This is a genomic window from Bacillus cereus group sp. BfR-BA-01349, assembly GCF_022663795.1.
In the GTDB taxonomy this organism is placed as follows: domain Bacteria; phylum Bacillota; class Bacilli; order Bacillales; family Bacillaceae_G; genus Bacillus_A; species Bacillus_A cereus.
Genome location: NZ_JAKUGE010000029.1, coordinates 17,043 through 39,765, shown reverse-complemented (window position 1 = coordinate 39,765; position 22,723 = coordinate 17,043). Strand labels below are relative to the sequence as shown.

Sequence of the window (22,723 nt, the reverse complement as noted above, 5' to 3'; positions counted from 1 at the left end):
TATATATATACAAATTGGAGAAATGGGGGAGCGCTATGCGCGATTACTTAATTAAACCACTTGTTGGTCAGCCGTATCCAATGATTTCACATGGAAAAGGTGTTTATTTGTATGATCAAAATGGCAATAAATATTTTGATGGTTCGTCAGGAGCAATTACGGCAGGTATTGGGCATGGCGTAAAGGAGATTGCAGACGTTATTAAAAAGCAAGCTGAGGAGATTGCTTTCGTTTATAGATCACAGTTTACGAGTGAACCAGCTGAAAAATTAGCGAAGAAGTTAAGTGATTTAAGTGTAGGAGATTTGAACTGGAGTTTTTTTGTAAATAGTGGTACGGAAGCGAATGAAACAGCTATGAAAATTGCAATTCAGCATTTTCAAGAGCGAGGTATTCAAGGGAAACATAAAATTTTATCAAGATGGATGAGTTATCACGGTATTACGATGGGTGCTTTATCGATGTCTGGTCACCCACTACGTAGACAACGTTTCGTATCTATTTTGGAAGATTATCCGACTATACCAGCTCCATATTGTTTCAGATGTCCTGTTCAAAAGGTATATCCAACTTGTCAGCTGGCATGTGCGACTGAACTAGAAAGATCAATTGAAAGAATTGGTGCAGAGCATATTGCTGCTTTTATTGCTGAGCCGGTTATTGGAGCAGCTGGAGGCGCGGTTGTTCCGCCGAAAGACTATTATAAAGTCATTAAAGATATTTGTAATCATTACGATATTTTATTTATTGCGGATGAAGTAATGACTGGGCTTGGTCGTACTGGAGCATGGTTTGCGATGGAGCATTGGGGCGTAGAGCCGGATATTATGACACTTGGTAAAGGATTAGGAGCGGGATATACACCGATGGCAGCTACAGTTGTAAGTGATCGTGTTATGGAACCAATATTACGCGGATCACGTTCAGTAATGAGTGGTCATACGTTAAGTGCAAATCCATTGTCTGCAGCAACGGCTTTAGCTGTTATTGAATATATGGAGAAACATAATCTCCCTGAAAAAACAGCAGAAAAGGGAGATTATTTAATAAAGGGCTTGCAGAAAGTTCAGCAACAATCGACAATCATTGCTGATGTGCGCGGAAGAGGGTTGCTAATCGGAGTAGAATTGCAACCGTTTACAAAAGCGTCGGAGCTTATTTCAGTTGCAGCTAAAAACGGCCTGCTTTTATATCAAGCAGTTTCAGGGCAAGCAGGAAAAGAAGATAGTGCACTGCTTGTAGCACCGCCAATGACAACTACATATTCCGAGTTAGATGAATTACTTTCAATTTTCTCTAAAAGTGTGGAAGAGATGATGCAAAAAGGAGGGCATAGTATCGCATGACAACTATTACAAATACATTCGGTAAATTAAAAGAAATTGAGGAAGTAATTTCTTTGTTCCATGATGATATGACATTAATGTTTGGGGGATTTGGAGGGATTGGATCCCCTCCATCTTTAATACAGGCAATTTTAGAAAAAGACGTTACAAATTTAAATTTGATTGGAAATGACACTGGATTTCCTGATGTAGGTATCGGTCGTCTTGTTACAAATGAAAGAGTTAAATCACTAATTACTTCTCACATTGGCTCCAATCCAAATGCAGGAAGGCAACTAAACGAGGGAAGATTACAAATTGAGTTTTCTCCCCAGGGAACATTAGCAGAGCGCATTCGCGCTGGTGGCGTTGGTCTTGGTGGTGTTTTAGTTGATGTTGGTGTTGATACAATTGTGGAAGAGGGAAAACGAACAGTTGAAATGAATGGTAAGACCTATTTAGTTGAAACAGCATTAACTGCTGAAGTTTCAATTGTATATGCAAAGAAGGCAGATCCGTTTGGTAACCTTGTATTTGACAAAAGTGCACGAAATATGAATCCTCATGTAGCTATGGCTGGGGATATAACAATTGTAGAAGCAGAAGAAATAGTCCCGCTTGGAAATTTAGATCCAGAGGAAATTGTCGTTCCAGGTGTTTTCGTAAATTATATTGTACCGTCGGAAGGAGTGAACTGGAAATGGGTATGGGCGTAGAAGTGAGGGATAAGATTGCTAGGCGTGCGGCGAAAGAAATACAAAATGGTATGATTGTAAATTTAGGTATTGGCATACCATCGCTTGTACCAAATCATTTGCCTGACGATATAAATGTTATGTTTCATGCGGAAAATGGAATCGTGGGCATGGGACCAACGCCAAGTAAAGGGAATGAAGACGAAAATTTGTGTAATGCAGCAGGTTTACCAACTTCTCTTATAACAGGAGCGAGTTATTTCGATAGCTGCACAGCGTTTGGGATGATTCGAAAAGGTTTGCTAGACATAACGATTCTTGGTTCATTACAAGTAAGTGAAAATGGTGATTTAGCAAACTGGATTGTACCTGGAAAACGTGTTCCAGGTATTGGTGGAGCAATGGATTTAGCACAAAAAGCGAAGCGGGTCGTTGTTGTGATGAATCATGTTGATAAGTACGGAAATGCAAAAATTGCTTCAGAGTGTACATTGCCATTAACTTCAAAGAAATGTGTAGATTTAATTATTACTGATATGGCAGTCATGGAGGTAACTCCGAGTGGACTTATATTACAAGAATTAATGAGCCCATACACAGTAGAAGATGTAAAACGACATACAGAAGCTGATTTTCAAATTAGTTCTAACTTACTAGTAATTGAATGAAGGGAGATGTAATATATGGAGCAATTAAAAAAGCAAGTTTGTGATTATATTGAGAGCCATGAAGAGGAAAGTGTGAAATTTTTAAAACGATTAATTCAAGAAAAGAGCGTATCTGGTGATGAAAGCGGTGCGCAGGCAATTGTGATTGAAAAATTACGTGAATTAGGTTTAGATCTCGATATATGGGAGCCCTCCTTTTCTAAAATGAAAGATCACCCTTATTTTGTATCACCCCGTACAAGTTTTTTGAATAGCCCAAATATTGTAGCGACTTTAAAAGGAAGTGGCGACGGGAAATCTATGATATTAAATGGGCATATTGATGTAGTTCCAGAAGGGGATGTGAATCAGTGGGAACATCACCCTTATAGCGGTGAGAAAATAGGGAATCGTATATATGGCCGTGGAACGACGGATATGAAGGGCGGAAATGTCGCACTTATGCTTGCGATGGAAGCGATCATTGAATCTAGCATTGAATTAAAAGGAGACATCTATTTTCAAAGTGTAATAGAAGAGGAAAGTGGCGGAGCAGGGACATTAGCAACTATATTACGAGGATATAAGGCAGATGGTGTCATTATTCCAGAGCCTACTAATATGAAGTTTTTCCCGAAACAACAAGGTTCCATGTGGTTTCGTCTACGTGTAAAAGGGAAAGCTGCACACGGTGGAACGCGCTATGAAGGGGTTAGTGCAATTGAAAAAAGTATGTTTGTTATAGAACATGTAAGAAAGCTAGAGGAGAAAAGAAATAGTCGAATTATAGATCCGTTATTTAAAGAAATTCCGATTCCAATTCCAATTAACATTGGGAAAATTGAAGGAGGGAGTTGGCCAAGTTCTGTTCCCGATGAATTAATTTTAGAAGGAAGATGCGGTGTTGCGCCGAATGAGACTATAGAGGCGGCAAAAGAAGAGTTTGAGAATTGGATTGCTGAATTAAATGATGTGGACAATTGGTTTGTTGAAAATCCAGTAGAAGTAGAATGGTTTGGAGCGAGATGGGTTCCTGGTGAACTAGAAGAGAATCATGAACTCATTACAACACTTCATCATAACTTTGTTGAAATCGAAGGGAACGAACCAATTATTGAAGCATCTCCGTGGGGGACTGATGGAGGTTTATTTACACAAATTGCAAACGTACCAACAATAGTATTTGGTCCAGGGGAGACGAAAGTAGCACACTATCCAAACGAATATATAGAAGTTGATAAAATGATAGCTGCCGCAAAAATTATTGCATGTACATTACTAGATTGGTGTGAGGTGAAAAAATGAAATACTATGAATCTTTTAGAGAACAGACGAATTGTTATACAGTAGAAGGCGTTTTAGATTATTTTAATAAGCGTATTCGGGTAGATCACTATACAGGAAATGTTGAAAGTATTATACAGACAATTGACGAACTAGCAGAGAAACATTCTTTCACTAAATGCATTATTAAAGGAAAGGGAGAGCATGTTTCAACATGGCTCTCTTTCGGTTTTTTGTTGGAAGCAACGATACCTCATTATTTTCAAGGACACGATGCATACTTTTTCGTGAAATATAATAATGATGAAAGACGAAATAGTATGCATTGGACTGAGGAAGATACTATATTAAGCGGTGTAAAAGGAAAAGAAATAAAAGAAAAAGTAGTTCCAGAGGAATTTTTGCTGAGAAAAGCGACTGAAGAAGATGCAGAAGAATTAGCAACTGTATTCGGAAAAGTGTTTGAAGTGTATCCGACACCTTTAAATGAAGCGAGTTATGTATTACAGACGATGAAAGAAGACGATACAATTTACTACGTATATGAATTTGAGGGGAAAATTATTAGTACAGCATCTGCAGAAATGAACATAAAGGAAGGGAATGCAGAATTAACGAATTGTGCTACTTTACCTGAATATCGTAAACATGGATTTATGAAAAGTTTACTAATTAAATTAGAGGAAGAACTTCGAGAAAGATCTATTTTCTGCTCCTATACAATTGCTCGATCGCTTTCTTTCGGAATGAATGCTGCCTTTCATCAATTAGGCTATACGTATACAGGAAGACTGGCAAATAATTGCTACATTTTCGATAAGTTGGAAGATATGAATATATGGGTGAAAGATCTATCTAGCTATTCGAAAGCAGTAAAACTTCCGCTTCAAAATTTGGCTGTAAAGCAAAACATTTAGGTGGAGCTGGGTGTTTGAAAAAGCCTTACTAATTAGAGTTTCGAGTTATCTAATGAAAATATAAAATTGATTAAAATTATAGAACGGAATCGTCATGCTTACAATCGCACATAGGTGTGCCGAAAATTCGGCATGTAATTGCTGGATTTTCGGCAAGAGGGGGGATGACATTGCTAGCAGTTTCGACACAAGAAGTCATTGAAGCGATTTTGGGCAGTATTGATGAGGCTATACACGCTGTAGATGAAAATGGAATTACAATATTTTATAATTCTGTAGCTGCAAAACACGATGGATCGAAGATTGAAAAAGTGTTAGGGAAACATCTGTTAGAAGCGTTCCCGTCTTTATCAAGGGAAACGAGTACATTGATGAAAGTACTAGATACAAAAAAACCTATCGTACATCAGGTACAACATTATCAAAATTTAAATGGTGAAGATGTTTGTACAGTAAATACGACGTTACCTATTTTTATAGATGGGAATATTGCTGGGGCTGTTGAAATTGCAAAGGATTACTCTACAATTCAAAAACTTACTGACACAATTGTTGACTTACAGTCGAAAATAAAGCGATCATCTAGAAAAAAAGTGATTAAAAAGCACGCTGCATTTGAGACGATAGTGACAAATGATACGCGGTTTAAACAGACGAAAGAGTTAGCACAAAAAGTAGCACCAACAGACGCGAATGTTTTAATATATGGTGAAACAGGAACAGGAAAAGAACTGTTTGTACAAGCAATTCATGAAGCTTCTAAAAGAAAAAACAAGCCATTTATTGCACAAAACTGTGCAGCTTTACCAGAGTCGCTATTAGAAAGTTTATTGTTTGGAACGACAAAAGGAAGCTATACGGGAGCGATTGAAAGAGCTGGGCTATTTGAACTTGTTGATGGTGGTACATTATTTTTAGATGAACTGAATTCAATGCCTCTTGATTTGCAGGCAAAAATGTTACGAGTGTTAGAAGATGGAGTCATTAGAAGAATTGGTGATAATAAGACGAGAAAAGTAGATGTTCGTGTTATTACCGCAATGAACCAGCCTCCAGAAATATGTTTACGAGAGAATAAAATTCGCACTGATTTATATTATCGCTTAAACGTATTTTCATTATATATCCCACCGCTTCGTGAAAGAACTGAGGATGTACTATTATTAGCATCTTATTTTTTGAAAGAATATAATAAAAGTTATAAAAAAGGTGTACTTCAAATTGATGAGGAAGCGAAAGATAGACTGCAAGCTTATCAGTGGCCTGGAAATGTCCGGGAGTTAAAACATACGATTGAACATGCTGTTATTATTGCAGAAGGGAATACATTAACAGCCAATTGTTTACCACGTACATTTCGGAAAGAGAAGTTTTCGAAGAAAAAAGGTATAATGCCACTTAGAGAAGCACTTCATCAAACAGAAAAAGAATTAATAGATCAAGCGTTGATTGAAACGGAAGGGAATATACTACAAGCCGCAAAAATGTTAGGTATCCCTCGTCAAACGCTTCAATATAAACTGAGCAAGTACGACAAAACCGCCGAATAATCGGCGGTTTTTGTGTGTTTGCACCAATAAAAGAGCGTTTACATATATAAAAAGTAATGAATATGATGTTAAGTATTGATTTCATACAACGCTTAAAAATATTTTTTTGCTTATGTAATAGGGTTCTCCGCACATTTACTTATCAACAATGCAAAGTTGGCATAACTATTGCTTATATAAAGGATGAGCGTATAAAAAGGGGGAATAGCAATGTTACATGATGTATACAAACCAAATCGTCACTGGAAGGATATCGAATTATGGAAAGATGTTACTGAAGAGCAATGGAATGATTGGGTTTGGCAATTAACGAATACGATCAAAACGTTAGATGACTTAAGAAAAGTGATTAACTTAACACCTGAAGAAGAAGAGGGCGTTAAAATTTCAACGAAAACGATCCCGTTAAACATTACACCGTACTATGCTTGGCTAATGAATCCTGATGATCCACGCTGTCCGATTCGGATGCAATCAGTACCGATTTCGGAAGAGTTATATAAAACAAAATATGATTTAGAAGACCCACTTCACGAAGACGAAGATTCACCAGTTCCAGGGCTAACACATCGTTATCCGGACCGTGTACTATTCTTAGTAACAAATCAATGTTCTATGTATTGTCGTTACTGTACACGTCGTCGTTTTAGTGGACAAATTGGAATGGGTGTACCGAAGAAACAATTAGATGATGCAATTGCTTATATTCGTGAAACGCCACAAGTACGAGATGTATTAATCTCCGGTGGTGACGGACTTCTAATTAACGATAAAATTTTAGAATATGTATTAAAAAATTTACGAGAGATTCCGCATGTTGAGATTATTCGTATCGGAACGAGAGCACCAGTAGTATTCCCGCAACGTATTACAGAAAACTTATGTAACATTATTAAAAAATACCATCCAGTATGGTTAAATACACATTTCAATACATCTATTGAAATTACTGAAGAATCGAAAAAGGCATGTGAAATGTTAGCGAATGCTGGTGTTCCAGTCGGAAACCAAGCAGTAATTTTAGCTGGTATTAACGACAGCGTTCCAATTATGAAAAAACTTATGCATGACTTAGTAAAAATCCGTGTACGTCCATATTACATTTATCAATGTGATTTATCTGAAGGTATCGGTCACTTCCGTGCACCAGTATCTAAAGGTCTTGAAATTATTGAAGGTTTACGTGGACACACATCTGGTTATGCTGTTCCGACATTCGTTGTTGATGCGCCAGGCGGAGGCGGTAAAATTGCACTTCAACCAAACTATTTAATCTCACAAAGTGCAGATAAAGTTGTACTTCGTAACTTTGAAGGTGTTATTACGACGTATCCAGAGCCAGAGAGCTATATTCCAGGAAGAGCGGAAGGATACTTTAAAGAGATTTATCCGAACTACGAAGAAAAACGTTCAGATGTTGGTATCGCAGGTCTTATGAGCGATAAGAAATTTAACCTCGTTCCAGACGACTTACAGCGTATGAACCGTCGTAAAGACTACGAAGATAATGATACTCATGCATCTTTAAAAGATAAACGTGATAAGCGCGATCAATTAAAAGATAAAAAATATCAAGCACAAATGGCTAAGTTAGAAGAAAACGACAAAAAAACTGAGGGTGATGCAGTATGAATTGTATGTGGTGTGACAGTACAGAAGCGAAAGAAAGCTTGAATACTGTATATTGGGAATTACCAGATGGTACGAAAGCCATTGAAATCCAAGAGACACCATGTATTTCTTGTTCCTCGTGCGGGATGGACTATCAATCAGACCATACAGTAAAAGAAATTGAAGATCAATTATTCTTAATTTACACGAAAGATTTACCAAAACAACTAACATATGAAGAATTAATGGGAAGACCGCGTCTATTAAAAAGAAATTATTTCGACTTTTAACCAGCTTTTATGCTGGTTTTTTTCTTTTTTGCCTTGTATAATGTACCCAAGTTAGAAAGGTAGGGAATATTTTTGAAAAAGACATTTTACCATTATATGATGAAGCATCGTGCAGCTGTATTTAGAAATGAAATTTCAGATTTAGCAGAGGCGATGTATGATGATTTAAGTTTTCCGAAGCAATCTGAAGACTATGATGAAATTAGTTCATACTTAGAGTTGAGCGGAATGCTAGAAAGTATGTCTATATTTGATGAAGCCTGGGATTTATACATACAAGATAGATAAAAACTATTTGAAAACATACAGAATACATTACTTTGTTTAAAGTGAAGTATTCTGTATGTTTTTTTATTATGAAATTTGTTGATTTGAAGCTAGTCTAGTTACTAGCTTTTGTTTGAGTGTAATGTAAATTTTATAAGATTATATTTTTTATTGAAAAAATTTATGAATATAAGCTTCTGTGATAAGCGTTTTTATGTAGGTTGCATATACTGATATCAAAATCACGACGTCAAAAAAAGGAGAGATAGAGATGGCAAGAAAAAAACAACCTAAATACAACGTAGGGGACATAGTCGTGATTACGCTATATGGAACCGTTGGGGAAATCACAAATATGAAGGTTTTAGATGGAGTTTATGTATACGAAGTCAATAATCACGATGGCTTTTACGTAGAGCAAACATTGCAGCACGTTACAGAGCAAGATATGAAAAAGGGCGATACGGAGTGGATTGAATTAAATTATAATTTCACGTTTGGTGATCTTGTGCAAGTAACTGGATATGATAAAGATGTTTTCCGTATTGTTGGTTTTCGTACAGAAGTATGGAGATATAAGAATGACGCATGGGAAGATACAATTTATGAATTGTCACGGATTACGGATGGTGAATGGTTAGAAGCGGATGAATCAGATTTAACGTTACTCGCCAATGCTCAAACGGCAAATGCAATTTTGAAGAAAATGAAACAAGATAAAGCAGGTATGAATAAATTGGATTTAGGAAAGTTAAAGTCAATTAACAACTCGAAAAAAGTGAGTGTTAAGACGAATCGTCAAGAAATCATTGATGGATTACTTGACATTTATAACGATTATCAATTATTGTTCGATACATTTAAAGATGAAGAATATAAAATTGTAATGGATGTTGTTCATAATTATTTAGTTAAATTGACAGAGAAAAAATAGTTAACTAGAAAGAGAGAATAAATTGAACAACAACATATGCAGTATAAGGTATGCCTACAACTATTAAAAAAATAAAAAGCCACTTTATAAGAGAGTCTGCCCATTGATCTTCATGCATGAACTCTTCTTTTGTTTGTCCTACTTCATATTGATTTTCCATTATTATTTCCCCCTTTGAATAGCTTGTACTACAATCGTATGCATCTCGTCCAAAGCTTATGACCTATAAAAAAATAAAATCTATTTTTCTAATCTCATATACATAATTTTGAGATTTTTTCATAAAACAGAAATAAAGGAGTGATGCTCATGAAGGAAATTGAAGTCGTGATTGATACGGAAGAGATTGCGGAGTTTTTTTATGAGCAACTAATTGAAAGAGGGTACGTCCCAAAACGAGAAGAAATTGAAGATCTCGCAGATATTACATTTGAGTATTTATTAGAGAAATGCATGATTGATGAAGTTTTTGATGAAGAGGATGAATGAAAGTAACGACGGGCATAACTCGTCGTTTTTTACTCTTTATAAACCTGTCACAAATATAGTCAATAATTATTGGTATAATGAAAAGGAAATTTTACACAAGAGGTGAAGGAATGTTCAAAAAAATTATTGATTCTTTATTAGGAAAGAAAAAATATCGTTCGTATTCAAGTAGTGATTATCGTCGTAGAGGGCGCTCGTATTCAAGTAGCGATTATAAACGACGTTCATCTGGTTATGGACATCAACATTATAAAAGAAAACGTAAAAGCCGTAGCTTCTTTTCAAGTAGCTGATGAAATGGCGTCGTGTACTAGCATTATTTGATAGACCACTGCGAAAAAATACAATTGTTGCAGAGCGTTATAAAATTGAATCAGTAATTGGAATGGGCAGTTATGGGGTTACATATGTCGTTAATGATTTACAAATAAATAGATATAAAGTCTTAAAACAATTAAGACAAAGTAAACAAAGATATGAGTCTGGTAGAAAATCATTTGAACAAGAGAAAATGATTTTACAAACATTAAATCATCATGCAATTCCTAGTCTATATGATCATTTCCTATGGGAGAAAAAGAGCTTCTTTGTGATGGAGTACATGCCTGGTAAAAATTTTGAAGATTATATTTTCATAGATGGGTATGTATATACAGAACGTGAAGTTTTTGAAATTTTATATGAAATATTAGAAATTGTATCGGTGTTTCATAGTGAAGGCATTATTCATCGAGATTTACGCATTCCAAACATACTAATGAAAGAAAATCAAATTAGTATTATTGATTTTGGATTGGCTAAATGGAAAGGTGAGGATGATGAGCGAGCTACAATTTACGAAGGTGAACAAGCTTTGATGCGAGAAGTTCAATTTCGTAGCGACTTTTATGCGCTCGGTCATTTCTCATTATTTTTATTATATGCAGGATATGAATCTAATGAAAAACAGGAAAAACCATGGTACGAAGAATTAACTTTGGAACATTATAATCGCGAAATGCTTATGCGAATGTTACAAATAAAAACGCCGTACTATGAGAATGTACAAGATTTAAAACAAGATGTAGCTTCTGCTTTAGAAAGGATGGAGACTCCATGTTTCAAAAGTTTTTAGCAAGCGTTGGTATTGGAAGTGCAAAGGTAGATACTGTTCTTGAAAAAGATGAGTATATTGTTGGGGAAGAAATAGTTGGAAAGGTTCATATAACTGGAGGTTCAGTTAGCCAACAAATTGAAAGCATTTACTTAACATTATCGACGTCGTATGTACGAGAAGTGGATGATAAAAAAGTAACAGCAACATATGATTTAGAGCGAGTACGCTTAACCGAACCTTTTTCCGTAGAACCGAATGAAACAGTTGACATTCCATTTTCTTTTCCAATGCCAATTGAAGCACCACTTACACTTGGTATGAAAACGGTTTGGATTCATACAGGTCTTGATATTAAACGTAGTATAGACCCAAGTGACCGCGACTACGTTCAAGTGTTACCTAATGCATTATTAAGTAGTGTTTTAGATAGTGTAAATGAATTAGGGTTTAAAGCACGTCATATAGAATGTGAAGAATTACCGCACCGATTACGTAAACAAGTTCCATTCGCACAAGAATTTGAGTTTATTCCGGTTTCTGGAGAGTACTACGGCAGATTAGATGAATTAGAATTATTAATTTTGCCACGTGCATACGACCGATTAGAAATAATTATGGAAGTAGATAGAAAATCACGTGGATTAGCTGGTTTATTCGCTGAGGCACTTGATCTTGATGAGAAGGTTATTCGCTTCACTGTAACAAGAGAAGATATCCCTGAGATGAAGCAAAAAATTAATAATTATATTTTTTAATAAACTATGCATAAAAAAGAAATGGAGAGGAAAACTAAAACAACCGCTCCATTTTTTTGCATAGTGAGGTTATGTATGTGAAACGATATCGACATTTATACTTGCTAAGTTTTACGTTACTCATTTGTTTTGTCGTATTATCACTTTCGTATCATACCGCTTGTATTGAGAACTTTGACAATATAGTCGCACATTTTATTCAAAGCTTTCGAAACGATTATTTGACGACCTATTTTACTTGGGTGTCTTTTATCGGTTCCAAAAGAATATATTTTCCATTACTCATTATTCTTGTAATGTATTTTCTCGTTAGAAAAAAGTTGCTTAGTGCGTTGCTTCTAACAATTAATTACTACGGATCTCGTTATTTAAACAGTATGCTTAAACTATGGTACGAACGAGCAAGACCTGATGTCACGCAGCTTGTTACTGCAACTGGATATAGTTTTCCGAGCGGTCATACGATGAATGCTACTGCTTTTTTAGGATTTATTGCATACGTCACAATTACTGAAGAGCGTATTTCGTTGCATAAAAAATTGTTAATTATTCTTATAGCAAGCTTTGTTGTATTATCTATTTCAGTTAGCCGAATATATCTTGGCGTGCACTATCCATCTGACATATTAGCAGGATGGGCAGCTGGTGGTAGCTGGCTCGTTTTATGTGTTATATTCCATAAAACGTTCATAAAAAAAGAACCTATGTCATAATAGGTTCTTTTTTCATTGGCTCAACATGAATGTGTGCATGGTAAATTCCAAACTTTTTGCGAAGCATAGCTTCGATGTTGTCGGTAATACAGTGACTTTCTCCAACATCCATGCGAGCATCTACTTCAATTGTAATATCAACGTACGTTTGATTCCCGTACATACGTGCTCGAATATCTACAATGTTTTCCACACCGCCAATATGCTCAATAGCATCAGCGTATTCTTCCATTTTATCAGGATCAATTCCATCTGTAAGCATATGAGAAGATTCTACGAAAATCTCCCATGCAGTTTTACAAATAATAAGACCGACAATTAAAGCGGCAATAGGGTCTAAAATAGGCATTTGGAACTGAGAACCGACAATACCTACTACAGTACCAATACTTACGAGTGCATCTGATAAATTATCCTTTGCAGCGGCTTCTAATGATTTACTTTTTGTTCGCGCTGCAATTTTTTTCGTATACAAATACACGCAATACATAACGACAGCAGAAAATAAAGCAACCCATGCAGCGAGTACATTAGGCGCTGCTTGTTTCGGATTTAAGAAAGATTGAATGGCACTAATAACAACTTCTAATCCGACTGTTGCCATAATGAAGGACGCAACAAGTGATGCGATTTGTTCGGCACGCGAATGCCCATACGGATGATCTGGGTCACGAGGTTTACGAGATATTTTTAGACCAATTAATATCGCTAAAGAAGCACCGATATCCGTTAAGTTATTTAAACCGTCAGCGCGTAATGCGCTAGAGAGGGTAATATAACTGATGATGATTTTCATAGAGGATAAAAATATGTAGGCCATAATGCCGACAATAGCGCCTTTATCAGCTTCTTTATGAGAAAGAGTATCCATTTTAATCACTCACCTTTCTTTAAAGGAATTTCTTTCTATAAATAGAGTATCAAACGAAAGTCGTGTGGGTCTATACAAACATTGTTGACGTTTTATAGCTTTTTAAGAAGGGGATAACAAAGTTTCGTGAAGGAAAAATATGTTGAAAAGTACAAAGTCAGGGTGTAAACCGAATTGGAGTTTATTTACTAAAGAGATAGGAGGGGAGATGGATCAAGAAACGAATACTTTTCTTACTACATATTATTCTTATCATGACAAGGTGTAATTCATTAAACGAGGAAAAACGTCAAAAGATAATTATGAAAACAGATGAAAGCCCTCTGAAAAATATTTTCCAGAGGGCTTTCATCTTAGTATGCTTCTAAAAACTCAGTAACTTGCTCTTCAGTTTTTGCATTAGCACTATGTAAGTGGCCTAGCTTCTCACCGTTTTGGTATACAAGTAAACTTGGAATACCCATTACTTGATACTCTTCAGCGATACTTGGAAACTCATCTTTATTAATAGAATACCATTCAAATTTATTGAACTCTTCCATTACATCTCCGATAAAGTTGTCCATACGTACGCAATCTGGGCACCATGTAGTAAAGAACTTAACAACTACTGGCTCCTCGCTTGCGATGATGTCTTTGAATTCTTGTTCTGTTTTAATTTCTTTCATAAGTAAAACTCCTTTCAATATCACACGAATTTATATGCAAAATTCGTATTTGCAAACATGTTGCAAACTTATTATTTGTTTTTTAGTTTTGTAGTTCGTTCACACTTATAAAATTGTATGTAACATGACTGCGCTACTAAGTGTGAAAATAAAGGAACCTCACTTTTCTTTATAAGCTTTTTCCAGGATTGTGTCAAACTTTTGAATTTTATACAGAAATTAAAGAAGCCCAAACTTTGATTGAGTATGGGCAGAGTGACTAAAATTAATCGCTTATTAATTTCGAATAAATATTTAAATCGATAAGCTTTACAGCTAATTTTTCGCTCTTTCTCAGAGTACCTTCAAAAGTAAAGTTTAATTTTTCTAATACTTTTATGGAATTTACATTTGCAGGTTCAACTTTTACAAAAATTGAATCAGGTTAGAAATTATATGGTTGTAATGGGAATTGAGGGATATGAATAAAAAAATTGTATCCCGCATTAACGGGCAGTAAGACCCCCACTGATTAAAGTTTCACTTTATTAGGGATTTGCCTTAAACATTTATTACAGTCAAGAATATTTATAATAATATGAACTAAAAAAGCTCCAATTTTTGTAATGTTGGAGGGGAGTATTGTGGACATAACTCAAAGCGTGGCAAGAATAGTGGTTAATGGGAAAGACCTTTCTTTCACTTCAGTTCAAACCTCTGCATGGAATCATGGACCTGTAAATGATTTAATCGTTACGACGAATCAGAGAGTGAATGAGCTTTTTCAATTCATGTGGTCACAAGTACCGGTTACGATGTCGGTATATTTTCTTCAAGGGGCGGATTTACTGAGATTCGTTAGGGTTGCTGGAATTGATGAGCGTGTAAACGGAGAATATGTATATCATTTCATTTGGTAATAAGAAGAATTAAAAGTAGTCTAGCATCTACTTTTTTATTTTGTCATTTGAATATAAGCGAGCGAACTAGCATTATAGTACTTAATGAAATAAAGAATCATAATATAATGTGTAACAAATTATACGGAAGTGAGTTGAAAATTATGTTTTATTCATATATTAATTCTGAAGCTGGCATGCGACCAGCGTATGGTACGTCTATAACGTATAGTGGAGCACAAAGTACAGTCCAAGCTATTCAACAAGCATTACAAATACAACAACAAATGCAAATGCAGCAGCAAGGAGTAGAACCATATTACTCATCCGTAGAGTATTTTTATCCAGTACATCATGTTACACCGTATGGAAGTTCTTTTCTTACTATTCCATATGGAACTATATACAACTTATAACTAGTAAGGAATGAAGTGGTTTATATAAATAAGGGTGCAGATTAATAGCGCCCTTATGAATAAGAAAAATAGCTAGTCCAAACCTTATAAATCAATCTTACATAATATGTAGTAATAAGTTTGAAAGGGGAATTAGTATGTCTTGTTATTACTACTGTAAGTATTGTAAGGAGTATAAAAAGAAGCATCATGATTGTTGTAAGAACACTAGTAAGTGTCATGATAATAAGGACAATCTTGTTAGAGCATCGGCATTTAGAGCTAGAAATACTGTGAATCAAAATGTTCCTGCTAATACTTTTGTGAAAGTGTTATTTCAAAATGAACAATTTGATTTAGCGAATGAGTATAATCCAGCAACATCTATTTTTACGCCAAAGACTAAAGGAGTATATTCTATTATTGGAACGATTGGTTTCTTTCCAAACGATCCAACTTTAAATTATAGAGCGCGTGTAGAAATTCGTGTGAATGGAAACGCAGCGATAGCTATAGATAATGACTTTTTTGGTCCAATAAGTTTTGGAAATGTCGTAAGTGTTTCGACGATTGTTCAATTGAATGCAGGGGATGAAGTTGAGATTTATGCACAAAGTAGTATAGATGGGGTTTTAAGTCCTTTAGAAGATGGGGCACATTTTGAAGCAGCAAGATTTCCTTCTCCAATTAAATAAAACAGATCATCAAATGTTTTTTAGTAGGTTTAGTTAATCCCCTTACCAAATGGTGGGGGGATTATTATTGTTTTTCTAAAATATATAAGTAAACAGGTTAAGTATAGTTTAATTTGTAAGGGTTTCAATCTTCTTCAGATAATAAACAGAATAATAAGTAACATGCTTGTGAAAACTCATTGTTAGTAAGTTTACTAGTTTTCTTATAGAACAAGAAAGACGGAATACATAAAAGATCGTATCGTTACGTTTTTTCTTTACTATATAGAAATTATATATTGAACATAGATTTGTGTAGGGAATCCTAATACACTGAAAAGAATAACATAAAGGCGATTACACTATATAAAAACAAAATCAATCCTAAGATGAGTAGTATTGGATGCAACTTGAACATATTTAACCTCCTTGAGTATATAAAGAATTTTAATATATTGTTGGTCAATTTAGAAGGGGGACGGTTGCATAAAAAAAGAGCATACATAAAAAGTATGCTCCAAAGAAAGATAGGTTTTATGAGTGGATAATCTCCATACGATAATATATGTTCTATTAATAAAAACGTGTAAAAAATCAATGAATTATCAATGGAATATCATAAAATGAGTAATTTTAATTTAGGAATGCAGTTATTTTCTTTCTCAGTTATCTTTAGGTAACAAAGTTGTGAAAATCGTGCATTATGCGGACTAACAACGGGATAACGATCGTACTTCAGTTACATATTTCTTAAAGTCTGGATATTGCGTGATAGTTTGACATTTAGGGGTGCATAGTTGATTAATTATAGACACATTTGTAATTACTTCGTTACAAGGACCGAAAAATGTAACTTTTAGTTTTGAATTTGGTGGGATTTTAAACACGATAGGTTTTTTTTCCATGAAATCAGCTCCTAATATTGAGTGTTATAATTTAAAGGATATAGAGTCGTATTAGTATAATATGAAATTTCAGTTGATTTGCTTATAATAAAGAATTTTATAGTAGTAAAAGTGATTAAAGATGTAAAGGGGAAATTGAGAATGCGAAATAAAATGTTTAATTAATATAATCAATAAATACGAAAATGAATAATATAACTAATGCATTTTTTAGTTTGTTACATATTATGTTAGTAAGAATGGTATAAGGAGGTAGTATAAAGTAGTGGAAGAAAATGTACGAGCTCAGCTTTCGCCACCGTGGATCACATATTTTAATGAATTAAAAAATTCAATAGGTGCTGATCCAACTGTTACAGTTGGGCCACTTATTCCTGTTGGTGGTAATTATATTATTTTAGTGCATGCGTTAAGCAACGAAAAAGCGAGGGCATTAGCAACGCTTTTAAAATCTTTTGTACAATTTGGGAATGTAAGTGTGACAGTTATTGTAACGAATAATGAGAATGAAATTGTAAATCCATTTCCTTGTCCACTAGATGCATTTGAAATAGCTCATTTATTTCAAGTAGCACTAGAAAATAATCCTTATTTTGAACAAGTTGTGGTACAGCCTCAGTTCCCTGGCGGACCGAATGTTGTCTTTCCGGTTTTCGCTGCGGAAGTCATTCAGTTTTTCAATGACGACATTTCTAACTTATGTCAAACGTTTACAGGTGTTGCTGGCAATGTATTTCGTGATGTAATGAATGATGAGATTTGTAGTATACCAATTCTATTTTCCACAAGTTGTGTTATGAGTAGTGAAAATCAAGAATTGCAAAATACAGATTTAGCACCAAAGTTGTTTTATTAAACTGTAAAAAGACATTTTCATTAATAGAAAATGTCTTTTTTATGCACCAATAGTGTTCAGGTTGGAAAATTGTGATTTAAAAGGAGTAAACTTCAATTAATTAAAATTTTTCTAAATCTCAAATTTCATGTAGAGGTAGTAATTTTGACTTAAGAATATATAGAAAATGAGGGATGAAATTTTTTAGTTGAAAGGAAATTGATACTGAAAGTTATAACTTAATAATATAGGGATTTTTTCTAATATATGTAAAAATGATTGATAGGACGAGATTACATAATAAATGAATAGTAGGGTGCATTTCGAATATTTTATGTGGCAAACATGTTAAAACTAATAGAAATATTTCTGAAAGAGAATATATTTTGAAAAACGGTAAAGATTCTTTTTATTTATATTATAGATAGCTAGTTTTAGAGAGAGGAGGCTTACAATAAAACAAGCTATGAATAAAACATTAAAAAGGAGCTGGAATGTATGGGGTATATTGTAGATATTTCAAAATGGAATGGAACTATCAATTGGGATATTGCAGCATCTCAGCTAGATTTAGTGATTGCTAGAGTTCAAGATGGCTCTAATACGGTGGATTTTATGTATCAAAATTATGTTAGTGAAATGAAAAAGCATAGTATCCCATTCGGTAATTATGCTTTTTGCCGTTTTATATCTATTGCTGATGCAAAGAAAGAGGCACAAGATTTTTGGAATCGTGGTGATCAATCTGCTAAGTTTTGGGTAGCGGACGTAGAAGTTCAAACGATGGTAGATATGCAAGGCGGGACACAGGCATTTATTGATGAATTACGCCGTTTAGGTGCGGAAAAAGTAGGATTATATGTAGGGCATCACACGTATCTATCATTTGGAGCACGTAATATTAAAGCTGATTTCGTATGGATCCCTCGTTATGGAGGGAATAAGCCAGCATATCCATGCGATATGTGGCAATATACGGATTCAGGGAATGTTCCTGGGATTGGGAAATGTGATCTGAATCGATTAGTAGGAAATAAGTCACTTTCTTGGTTTATAAATTCGAACAAAGCAAATCAATCTAACATAGCGTATACACAGCAACCGAATGGCATTGGTATTGCAGTTTCGAAATATCCTGATGGATATGGAATAAATTTATATGAAAACCCCATGAATCCCCAATTTACAGGTACACTCACTCAGAAAATTCCATATTTAATCTTAGCAGGTTATTGGGGAGGCGGTGAGCAAGATATGATTTGTTTAGGGAACGATAAGCAGTGGGTATATTTAAAACATTTTAATGTGAAATGGTTTTATGCAACTTCAAAATATCCTGTCGGTTACGGAGTAAATTATTATGAAGAGCCTGAATGTATGAATTATAAAGGAAACATAGATGGATCGACATCTTTTCGAGTGTGGGGTAGAGTGGGAAATGCGGTAGATATTGGGCAGAATAGTTGGATACCTGAAAAACATGTAATTATTAAGCAACTATAGAAGCTATATTTTTTTGAGAATTATATAAAGAGTCTTCTTACTATGCATAGTAAGAAGACTCTTTATATTTAAAAATGAAAATACATGATACATAGTCAACTCATATGAAATGAATTACATGTAGAAAACACACTGTTTTCACAATGACTGTGTATAGTTAATTTGCATAATGATAAAAGTGAGGTATTTGAATTGAAAAAGAAGAAAATATTTATTGGAACAATTATTTCATGCATGATGCTAGCATTATCTGCATGTGGTTCCTCAGACAACGTAGTAACATCAAAAGTAGGAAATGTTACAGAGAAAGAATTAAGTAAAGAATTACGACAACAATATGGAGAAAGTACTTTATATCAAATGATGTTAAGTAAGGCATTGCTAGATAAATATAAAGTTTCAGATGAGGAAGCAAAAAAGAAAGTAGAAGAAGCAAAAGATAAAATGGGTGAAAACTTTAAATCGACTTTAGAACAACTTGGGTTGAAAAATGAAGATGAATTAAAAGAAAAAATGAAGCCAGAAATTGCATTTGAGAAAGCGATTAAAGCAACAGTTACAGATAAAGATGTGAAAGATAACTATAAACCAGAAATGAAAGTAAGTCACATTTTAGTGAAAGATGAAAAAACGGCTAAAGAAATAAAGGAGAAAGTAAATAATGGTGAAGATTTTGCTGCCTTAGCAAAACAGTATTCAGAAGATACTGGTTCAAAGGAACAGGGCGGGGAAATATCTGGTTTTGCCCTGGGCAAACAGTGAAAGAATTTGAGGAAGCTGCGTATAAATTAGATGCAGGCCAAGTAAGTGAGCCGGTTAAAACAACTTACGGTTACCATATTATTAAAGTGACGGATAAAAAAGAATTGAAGCCATTTGATGAAGTAAAGGATAAAATACGTAAAGATATAGAACAACAAAGACTACAAGATACGACAGGTAAATGGAAACAACAAGTAGTCAATGATTTATTGAAAGATGCTGATATTAAAGTGAATAATAAAGAATTTAAAGATACATTTAAATTTCTAGAAAAGAAATAATGACTGTAATCATAATTAGAAAAGGGAACTCATATAGAGTTCCCTTTTTCTAATTAGTGTGTGAGTTATAAATAGATAGTAAGACAATACAATATTACATTTAAATATTAAGAATTACAATGGAAAATTATGGATTATAATTATTTCAACGAAAGTGAATATTCTACGGTTTTCATTATGCAAGTTTATTACATATATTTACTCTTTAATAATGGATATCGAACATAATTTAAAAAATAATACATATAATGTTTTTGAATAAATATTTAACATGGATAATTAGTAAAAAGCTGAGCATTCGATTGGAAAGGATGTTCTTTTTCATATGAAAATTTTAGGATAAAGAATGAATCGTTTTAAACGCGTCATTTACCACATCAATAAATTAAGGTGGTGGAGAATATATGAAAGTAATCTTTCAAGGAGAGGGCGGCGCGAAAATTTTTGAGTCATATGATGAAAATGTAAGTGATTTATTAGCTATATTAAAAGAAACGAAAGGGATTAAAATCGGGATGGTTGAGTATAAAGTATTAAAGTACGAACTTAATTATTTTCGTCATCCGAAAAAAGCGGATACAGAGAGAGAGTTACATATAATAGTACAACCTAAGTATATGTAATAAAATATAATAATAAAAATCATTGATTCAGTTTTGTAAAGTTCCATAGAGTATGTAAGAAAAGAGAGTGTTGTAAATGCTCTCTTTTCTTATGCTTTGTGAGTTCGTTCATCATAGTATATGTTTTCAGTTATAGATGGTTAATAAACGATAAAAATTTAAAACCTTTTCGTTTAGGCAGGGATCTTATATTTGAGTAAATAAATATACTATGAAGTATTTTTTATACGAATACTGGAGGAGTATAAAATGAGTTTAGCAAGTTACATAGGCTGTAATGTAGAAATGCCGTTAACGGATCCGGATTTTAATAATCTAATTGTTTTTGGACCGTGTTTTTCAGATGAAAGTATGCTTGAAATTGTACAAGATTATCAATTCCAAACAAATTACACATATGAGGTTTCAACTAGTTGGGGAATTGAACTTGTCGAGTGGCAAAATGTAAAGGAAAAAAAGAAGCGAAAGAAAAACTTTTAACTTTATGCAAGATTATGGAAGGTTATTTGGAAGATGGAGACTATTTCGAATTATTTAGTTGTTGGGTTGGTGATGAAGATAAGGAACGAGTAGGGGAATTGAACTTAAAAATAAATCATTTTAATATAGATGAATTATGTATTCCAGAAAGAACATTAGTTAGGATAGAAAAATAAGCTTTGAAATATTTTTTAGAAAAAGGCGATTTCACTTTGGGTGAAGTCGCCTTTTAGTTGTTATATGCATGTTATATAAGAAATGAGAAGTTTATTTGATAAAGGAAAAAAGTATGGAGATAAATAAAATTATGTTTTTTGTTAAGAAATAATAAGTATGGCTCTTCTCAAAAGAACGTAAGTTCGTGTATAATAAGAACGAATGTTCTTTTGAGAGGTAACCTAATTATAGTTTAGAAGTAAATCCGAGTTTAGTAAGTATTAAAAATAACTAAGGGATAGTATGGCTAAATAAATGTATAAATGATCAAGGAGATAAAAAATGAACGATGTAAAGATACAAAAAGAAGAAAGAGAGTGGGTTCTGTTTACAGTAATGTCCGAACAACTTTTAAATATGAGAAAGATTATTGGAGAGAAATTAAAAGTACAAAAACCGCTTTTAACAAATGAAGCAAAAGAGAGAATTTCTGATAAATTATTAACGTCATTATTGTCTGAGAAAGAAATATTGGTAACATATTTTGAAGATGGTTACATACTAACAAGCTACATGACTGTTGTACATATCAATCCGGTAAAACAAATTGTAATTTGTACAGACGCCTTTTATAAAACTTACGTATTTAACGCTATGGATATTATTGAAATAACGTAAAAGAAGCTGAATATTAAATGGCAGCTTCTTTTATTTCTGATTTATGAGACAAATAATACAAGAAAAAGCAGCTAGCTTCGTGCTAGCTGCTGAGCCCCAGGGAAAGGGAGAAAAAGATAGGGTACTCCAAAATCAACAAGAGCTGTCAAACAGCCTGATTATAGTATAGACAAATTAAAATTTTCTATACAGAAAGTTGAACATAAGATTAGGCTGTACCCACTTGGTTTTGATCTGCAAGGTCAGAATCAAATGTATTGGTCGCGCTAACACCGCTAAAAGTATTAACACAAAACCAACGTTTGATGCGCCGGAACCATTATAAGCTTTCGTATTTTCTTTCGGAGATACGTTGTAGAAATCACCTAAGTTAAATGATCCATTGCTATTTTGTACAACTAAATTTCCTACAACTGATGGCATAATTTTCACCTGCTTTAT

At 34.0% G+C, this 22,723-nt stretch carries 28 protein-coding genes and 3 pseudogenes; 25 read left to right on the top strand and 6 right to left on the bottom strand.

Annotated elements, in window-relative coordinates; genetic code table 11:
* Nucleotides 1-35: 35 nt before the first annotated feature.
* The 10 genes from MR169_RS16980 to MR169_RS16935 all read left to right on the top strand — a co-directional run bounded on the left by MR169_RS16980 (nt 36) and on the right by MR169_RS16935 (nt 9,520).
* Complete coding sequence (locus MR169_RS16980; RefSeq protein ID WP_242319704.1) at nt 36-1,346, top strand: aspartate aminotransferase family protein; 1,311 nt, start codon at nt 36-38, stop codon at nt 1,344-1,346.
* Nucleotides 1,343-2,041: an acetate CoA-transferase subunit alpha gene (gene atoD / locus MR169_RS16975; protein WP_242319703.1), complete on the top strand. Its 699-nt coding sequence runs from the start codon at nt 1,343-1,345 to the stop codon at nt 2,039-2,041. The genes MR169_RS16980 and atoD overlap by 4 nt, the downstream gene beginning before the upstream one ends.
* Nucleotides 2,026-2,688: a CoA transferase subunit B gene (locus MR169_RS16970; RefSeq protein WP_242319702.1), complete on the top strand. Its 663-nt coding sequence runs from the start codon at nt 2,026-2,028 to the stop codon at nt 2,686-2,688. Before atoD ends, MR169_RS16970 begins: the two co-directional genes overlap by 16 nt.
* Before the next feature lie 15 nt (nt 2,689-2,703).
* Nucleotides 2,704-3,972: a peptidase gene (locus MR169_RS16965; protein WP_000436685.1), complete on the top strand. Its 1,269-nt coding sequence runs from the start codon at nt 2,704-2,706 to the stop codon at nt 3,970-3,972.
* A complete protein-coding gene (ablB, locus tag MR169_RS16960; RefSeq protein WP_086392383.1) occupies nt 3,969-4,868 on the top strand; it encodes a putative beta-lysine N-acetyltransferase in 900 nt (299 codons plus the stop codon). The genes MR169_RS16965 and ablB overlap by 4 nt, the downstream gene beginning before the upstream one ends.
* 164 nt (nt 4,869-5,032) lie before the next feature.
* Entirely contained in the window at nt 5,033-6,418 is a 1,386-nt protein-coding gene (rocR, locus tag MR169_RS16955) for an arginine utilization transcriptional regulator RocR (protein ID WP_011110073.1), read from the top strand.
* Nucleotides 6,419-6,628: 210 nt separating this feature from the next.
* Nucleotides 6,629-8,050, top strand: coding sequence for a lysine 2,3-aminomutase (gene kamA, locus MR169_RS16950; protein WP_000902142.1), 1,422 nt, complete (start codon nt 6,629-6,631; stop codon nt 8,048-8,050).
* Nucleotides 8,047-8,319, top strand: a complete 273-nt coding sequence (locus tag MR169_RS16945; protein ID WP_000995763.1) for a YokU family protein — start codon at nt 8,047-8,049, stop codon at nt 8,317-8,319. The genes kamA and MR169_RS16945 overlap by 4 nt, the downstream gene beginning before the upstream one ends.
* Nucleotides 8,320-8,391: 72 nt before the next feature.
* Nucleotides 8,392-8,607 carry a YozE family protein gene (locus tag MR169_RS16940; protein ID WP_242319701.1) on the top strand — a complete coding sequence of 72 codons (216 nt, stop codon included), beginning with the start codon at nt 8,392-8,394 and terminating at the stop codon, nt 8,605-8,607.
* Between the two features lie 250 nt (nt 8,608-8,857).
* On the top strand, nt 8,858-9,520 hold the full coding sequence (locus tag MR169_RS16935) for a hypothetical protein (RefSeq protein ID WP_242319700.1): 663 nt from the start codon (nt 8,858-8,860) through the stop codon (nt 9,518-9,520).
* 4 nt (nt 9,521-9,524) lie between these two features.
* Here MR169_RS16935 and MR169_RS16930 read toward each other — a convergent pair whose 3' ends face one another.
* Nucleotides 9,525-9,680 carry a DUF3930 family protein gene (locus MR169_RS16930; protein ID WP_000431486.1) on the bottom strand — a complete coding sequence of 52 codons (156 nt, stop codon included), beginning with the start codon at nt 9,678-9,680 and terminating at the stop codon, nt 9,525-9,527.
* 149 nt (nt 9,681-9,829) lie between these two features.
* On the opposite strand from MR169_RS16930, the gene MR169_RS16925 reads away from it, so the two are divergent.
* The 5 genes from MR169_RS16925 to MR169_RS16905 all read left to right on the top strand — a co-directional run bounded on the left by MR169_RS16925 (nt 9,830) and on the right by MR169_RS16905 (nt 12,573).
* Nucleotides 9,830-10,009, top strand: a complete 180-nt coding sequence (locus MR169_RS16925; RefSeq protein WP_000658451.1) for a YozD family protein — start codon at nt 9,830-9,832, stop codon at nt 10,007-10,009.
* A gap of 110 nt (nt 10,010-10,119) precedes the next feature.
* Complete coding sequence (locus MR169_RS16920; RefSeq protein WP_000473371.1) at nt 10,120-10,302, top strand: hypothetical protein; 183 nt, start codon at nt 10,120-10,122, stop codon at nt 10,300-10,302.
* Nucleotides 10,302-11,123: a serine/threonine protein kinase gene (locus MR169_RS16915; RefSeq protein WP_044796283.1), complete on the top strand. Its 822-nt coding sequence runs from the start codon at nt 10,302-10,304 to the stop codon at nt 11,121-11,123. Before MR169_RS16920 ends, MR169_RS16915 begins: the two co-directional genes overlap by 1 nt.
* Complete coding sequence (locus tag MR169_RS16910; protein ID WP_000486631.1) at nt 11,105-11,860, top strand: sporulation protein; 756 nt, start codon at nt 11,105-11,107, stop codon at nt 11,858-11,860. The genes MR169_RS16915 and MR169_RS16910 overlap by 19 nt, the downstream gene beginning before the upstream one ends.
* Nucleotides 11,861-11,937: 77 nt before the next feature.
* Nucleotides 11,938-12,573, top strand: coding sequence for a phosphatase PAP2 family protein (locus MR169_RS16905; protein WP_000833370.1), 636 nt, complete (start codon nt 11,938-11,940; stop codon nt 12,571-12,573).
* Here MR169_RS16905 and MR169_RS16900 read toward each other — a convergent pair.
* From MR169_RS16900 to MR169_RS16890, 3 genes and pseudogenes are all read right to left on the bottom strand, one after another.
* The gene (locus MR169_RS16900) at nt 12,563-13,444 is read right to left on the bottom strand and encodes a cation diffusion facilitator family transporter (RefSeq protein WP_242319699.1); all 882 of its coding nucleotides are present in this window, start codon (nt 13,442-13,444) and stop codon (nt 12,563-12,565) included. The two genes, MR169_RS16905 and MR169_RS16900, sit on opposite strands and share 11 nt — an antisense overlap.
* Before the next feature lie 353 nt (nt 13,445-13,797).
* Nucleotides 13,798-14,112, bottom strand: coding sequence for a thioredoxin family protein (locus MR169_RS16895; protein ID WP_000658787.1), 315 nt, complete (start codon nt 14,110-14,112; stop codon nt 13,798-13,800).
* Between the two features lie 265 nt (nt 14,113-14,377).
* A pseudogene (locus MR169_RS16890) lies at nt 14,378-14,527 on the bottom strand (GNAT family N-acetyltransferase); the annotation flags it as partial.
* Between the two features lie 208 nt (nt 14,528-14,735).
* Between MR169_RS16890 and MR169_RS16885 the strand changes: the two are divergent.
* From MR169_RS16885 to MR169_RS16875, 3 genes are all read left to right on the top strand, one after another.
* A complete protein-coding gene (locus MR169_RS16885) occupies nt 14,736-15,011 on the top strand; it encodes a hypothetical protein (RefSeq protein WP_142345309.1) in 276 nt (91 codons plus the stop codon).
* 143 nt (nt 15,012-15,154) lie between these two features.
* Entirely contained in the window at nt 15,155-15,406 is a 252-nt protein-coding gene (locus MR169_RS16880) for a DUF3947 family protein (RefSeq protein WP_242319698.1), read from the top strand.
* 137 nt (nt 15,407-15,543) lie between these two features.
* Entirely contained in the window at nt 15,544-16,080 is a 537-nt protein-coding gene (locus MR169_RS16875) for a C1q-like domain-containing protein (protein WP_002100961.1), read from the top strand.
* 689 nt (nt 16,081-16,769) lie between these two features.
* On the opposite strand, the gene MR169_RS16870 is transcribed toward MR169_RS16875, so the two are convergent.
* The gene (locus tag MR169_RS16870) at nt 16,770-16,964 is read right to left on the bottom strand and encodes a hypothetical protein (RefSeq protein WP_000412557.1); all 195 of its coding nucleotides are present in this window, start codon (nt 16,962-16,964) and stop codon (nt 16,770-16,772) included.
* A 265-nt stretch (nt 16,965-17,229) separates the two neighbouring features.
* Between MR169_RS16870 and MR169_RS16865 the strand changes: the two genes are divergently transcribed.
* The 7 genes and pseudogenes from MR169_RS16865 (at nt 17,230) to MR169_RS16835 (ending at nt 22,282) form a co-directional block, all read left to right on the top strand.
* Nucleotides 17,230-17,820: a hypothetical protein gene (locus tag MR169_RS16865; RefSeq protein WP_242319697.1), complete on the top strand. Its 591-nt coding sequence runs from the start codon at nt 17,230-17,232 to the stop codon at nt 17,818-17,820.
* A gap of 477 nt (nt 17,821-18,297) precedes the next feature.
* On the top strand, nt 18,298-19,302 hold the full coding sequence (locus MR169_RS16860; RefSeq protein WP_242319696.1) for a glycoside hydrolase family 25 protein: 1,005 nt from the start codon (nt 18,298-18,300) through the stop codon (nt 19,300-19,302).
* 192 nt (nt 19,303-19,494) lie between these two features.
* Nucleotides 19,495-20,345: pseudogene (locus tag MR169_RS16855) on the top strand (peptidylprolyl isomerase PrsA).
* Between the two features lie 404 nt (nt 20,346-20,749).
* Nucleotides 20,750-20,968 carry a hypothetical protein gene (locus MR169_RS16850; RefSeq protein ID WP_000864279.1) on the top strand — a complete coding sequence of 73 codons (219 nt, stop codon included), beginning with the start codon at nt 20,750-20,752 and terminating at the stop codon, nt 20,966-20,968.
* 249 nt (nt 20,969-21,217) lie between these two features.
* The gene (locus tag MR169_RS28495; RefSeq protein ID WP_242319694.1) at nt 21,218-21,448 is read left to right on the top strand and encodes a hypothetical protein; all 231 of its coding nucleotides are present in this window, start codon (nt 21,218-21,220) and stop codon (nt 21,446-21,448) included.
* Nucleotides 21,403-21,624 (top strand): hypothetical protein, encoded by a 222-nt coding sequence (locus MR169_RS28490; protein ID WP_002181582.1) that lies wholly within the window; start codon nt 21,403-21,405, stop codon nt 21,622-21,624. The genes MR169_RS28495 and MR169_RS28490 overlap by 46 nt, the downstream gene beginning before the upstream one ends.
* 322 nt (nt 21,625-21,946) lie before the next feature.
* Complete coding sequence (locus MR169_RS16835) at nt 21,947-22,282, top strand: YolD-like family protein (RefSeq protein WP_016117757.1); 336 nt, start codon at nt 21,947-21,949, stop codon at nt 22,280-22,282.
* 208 nt (nt 22,283-22,490) lie between these two features.
* On the opposite strand, the pseudogene MR169_RS16830 reads toward MR169_RS16835, so the two are convergent.
* Nucleotides 22,491-22,705 (bottom strand): annotated as a pseudogene (locus MR169_RS16830) (spore germination protein).
* Nucleotides 22,706-22,723 lie beyond the last annotated feature (18 nt).

Excerpts from the sequence above, each read along its gene's own strand:
- MR169_RS16980 (WP_242319704.1), top strand. The coding sequence starts at position 36 with ATGCGCGATTACTTAATTAAACCACTTGTTGGTCAGCCGTATCCAATG.
- atoD (WP_242319703.1), top strand. The coding sequence starts at position 1,343 with ATGACAACTATTACAAATACATTCGGTAAATTAAAAGAAATTGAGGAA.
- MR169_RS16970 (WP_242319702.1), top strand. The coding sequence starts at position 2,026 with ATGGGTATGGGCGTAGAAGTGAGGGATAAGATTGCTAGGCGTGCGGCG.
- MR169_RS16965 (WP_000436685.1), top strand. The coding sequence starts at position 2,704 with ATGGAGCAATTAAAAAAGCAAGTTTGTGATTATATTGAGAGCCATGAA.
- ablB (WP_086392383.1), top strand. The coding sequence starts at position 3,969 with ATGAAATACTATGAATCTTTTAGAGAACAGACGAATTGTTATACAGTA.
- rocR (WP_011110073.1), top strand. The coding sequence starts at position 5,033 with ATGACATTGCTAGCAGTTTCGACACAAGAAGTCATTGAAGCGATTTTG.
- kamA (WP_000902142.1), top strand. The coding sequence starts at position 6,629 with ATGTTACATGATGTATACAAACCAAATCGTCACTGGAAGGATATCGAA.
- MR169_RS16945 (WP_000995763.1), top strand. The coding sequence starts at position 8,047 with ATGAATTGTATGTGGTGTGACAGTACAGAAGCGAAAGAAAGCTTGAAT.
- MR169_RS16935 (WP_242319700.1), top strand. The coding sequence starts at position 8,858 with ATGGCAAGAAAAAAACAACCTAAATACAACGTAGGGGACATAGTCGTG.
- MR169_RS16930 (WP_000431486.1), bottom strand. The coding sequence starts at position 9,680 with ATGGAAAATCAATATGAAGTAGGACAAACAAAAGAAGAGTTCATGCAT.
- MR169_RS16925 (WP_000658451.1), top strand. The coding sequence starts at position 9,830 with ATGAAGGAAATTGAAGTCGTGATTGATACGGAAGAGATTGCGGAGTTT.
- MR169_RS16920 (WP_000473371.1), top strand. The coding sequence starts at position 10,120 with ATGTTCAAAAAAATTATTGATTCTTTATTAGGAAAGAAAAAATATCGT.
- MR169_RS16915 (WP_044796283.1), top strand. The coding sequence starts at position 10,302 with ATGAAATGGCGTCGTGTACTAGCATTATTTGATAGACCACTGCGAAAA.
- MR169_RS16910 (WP_000486631.1), top strand. The coding sequence starts at position 11,105 with ATGTTTCAAAAGTTTTTAGCAAGCGTTGGTATTGGAAGTGCAAAGGTA.
- MR169_RS16900 (WP_242319699.1), bottom strand. The coding sequence starts at position 13,444 with ATGGATACTCTTTCTCATAAAGAAGCTGATAAAGGCGCTATTGTCGGC.
- MR169_RS16895 (WP_000658787.1), bottom strand. The coding sequence starts at position 14,112 with ATGAAAGAAATTAAAACAGAACAAGAATTCAAAGACATCATCGCAAGC.
- MR169_RS16880 (WP_242319698.1), top strand. The coding sequence starts at position 15,155 with ATGTTTTATTCATATATTAATTCTGAAGCTGGCATGCGACCAGCGTAT.
- MR169_RS16875 (WP_002100961.1), top strand. The coding sequence starts at position 15,544 with ATGTCTTGTTATTACTACTGTAAGTATTGTAAGGAGTATAAAAAGAAG.
- MR169_RS16870 (WP_000412557.1), bottom strand. The coding sequence starts at position 16,964 with ATGGAAAAAAAACCTATCGTGTTTAAAATCCCACCAAATTCAAAACTA.
- MR169_RS16860 (WP_242319696.1), top strand. The coding sequence starts at position 18,298 with ATGGGGTATATTGTAGATATTTCAAAATGGAATGGAACTATCAATTGG.
- MR169_RS16850 (WP_000864279.1), top strand. The coding sequence starts at position 20,750 with ATGAAAGTAATCTTTCAAGGAGAGGGCGGCGCGAAAATTTTTGAGTCA.
- MR169_RS28495 (WP_242319694.1), top strand. The coding sequence starts at position 21,218 with ATGAGTTTAGCAAGTTACATAGGCTGTAATGTAGAAATGCCGTTAACG.
- MR169_RS16835 (WP_016117757.1), top strand. The coding sequence starts at position 21,947 with ATGAACGATGTAAAGATACAAAAAGAAGAAAGAGAGTGGGTTCTGTTT.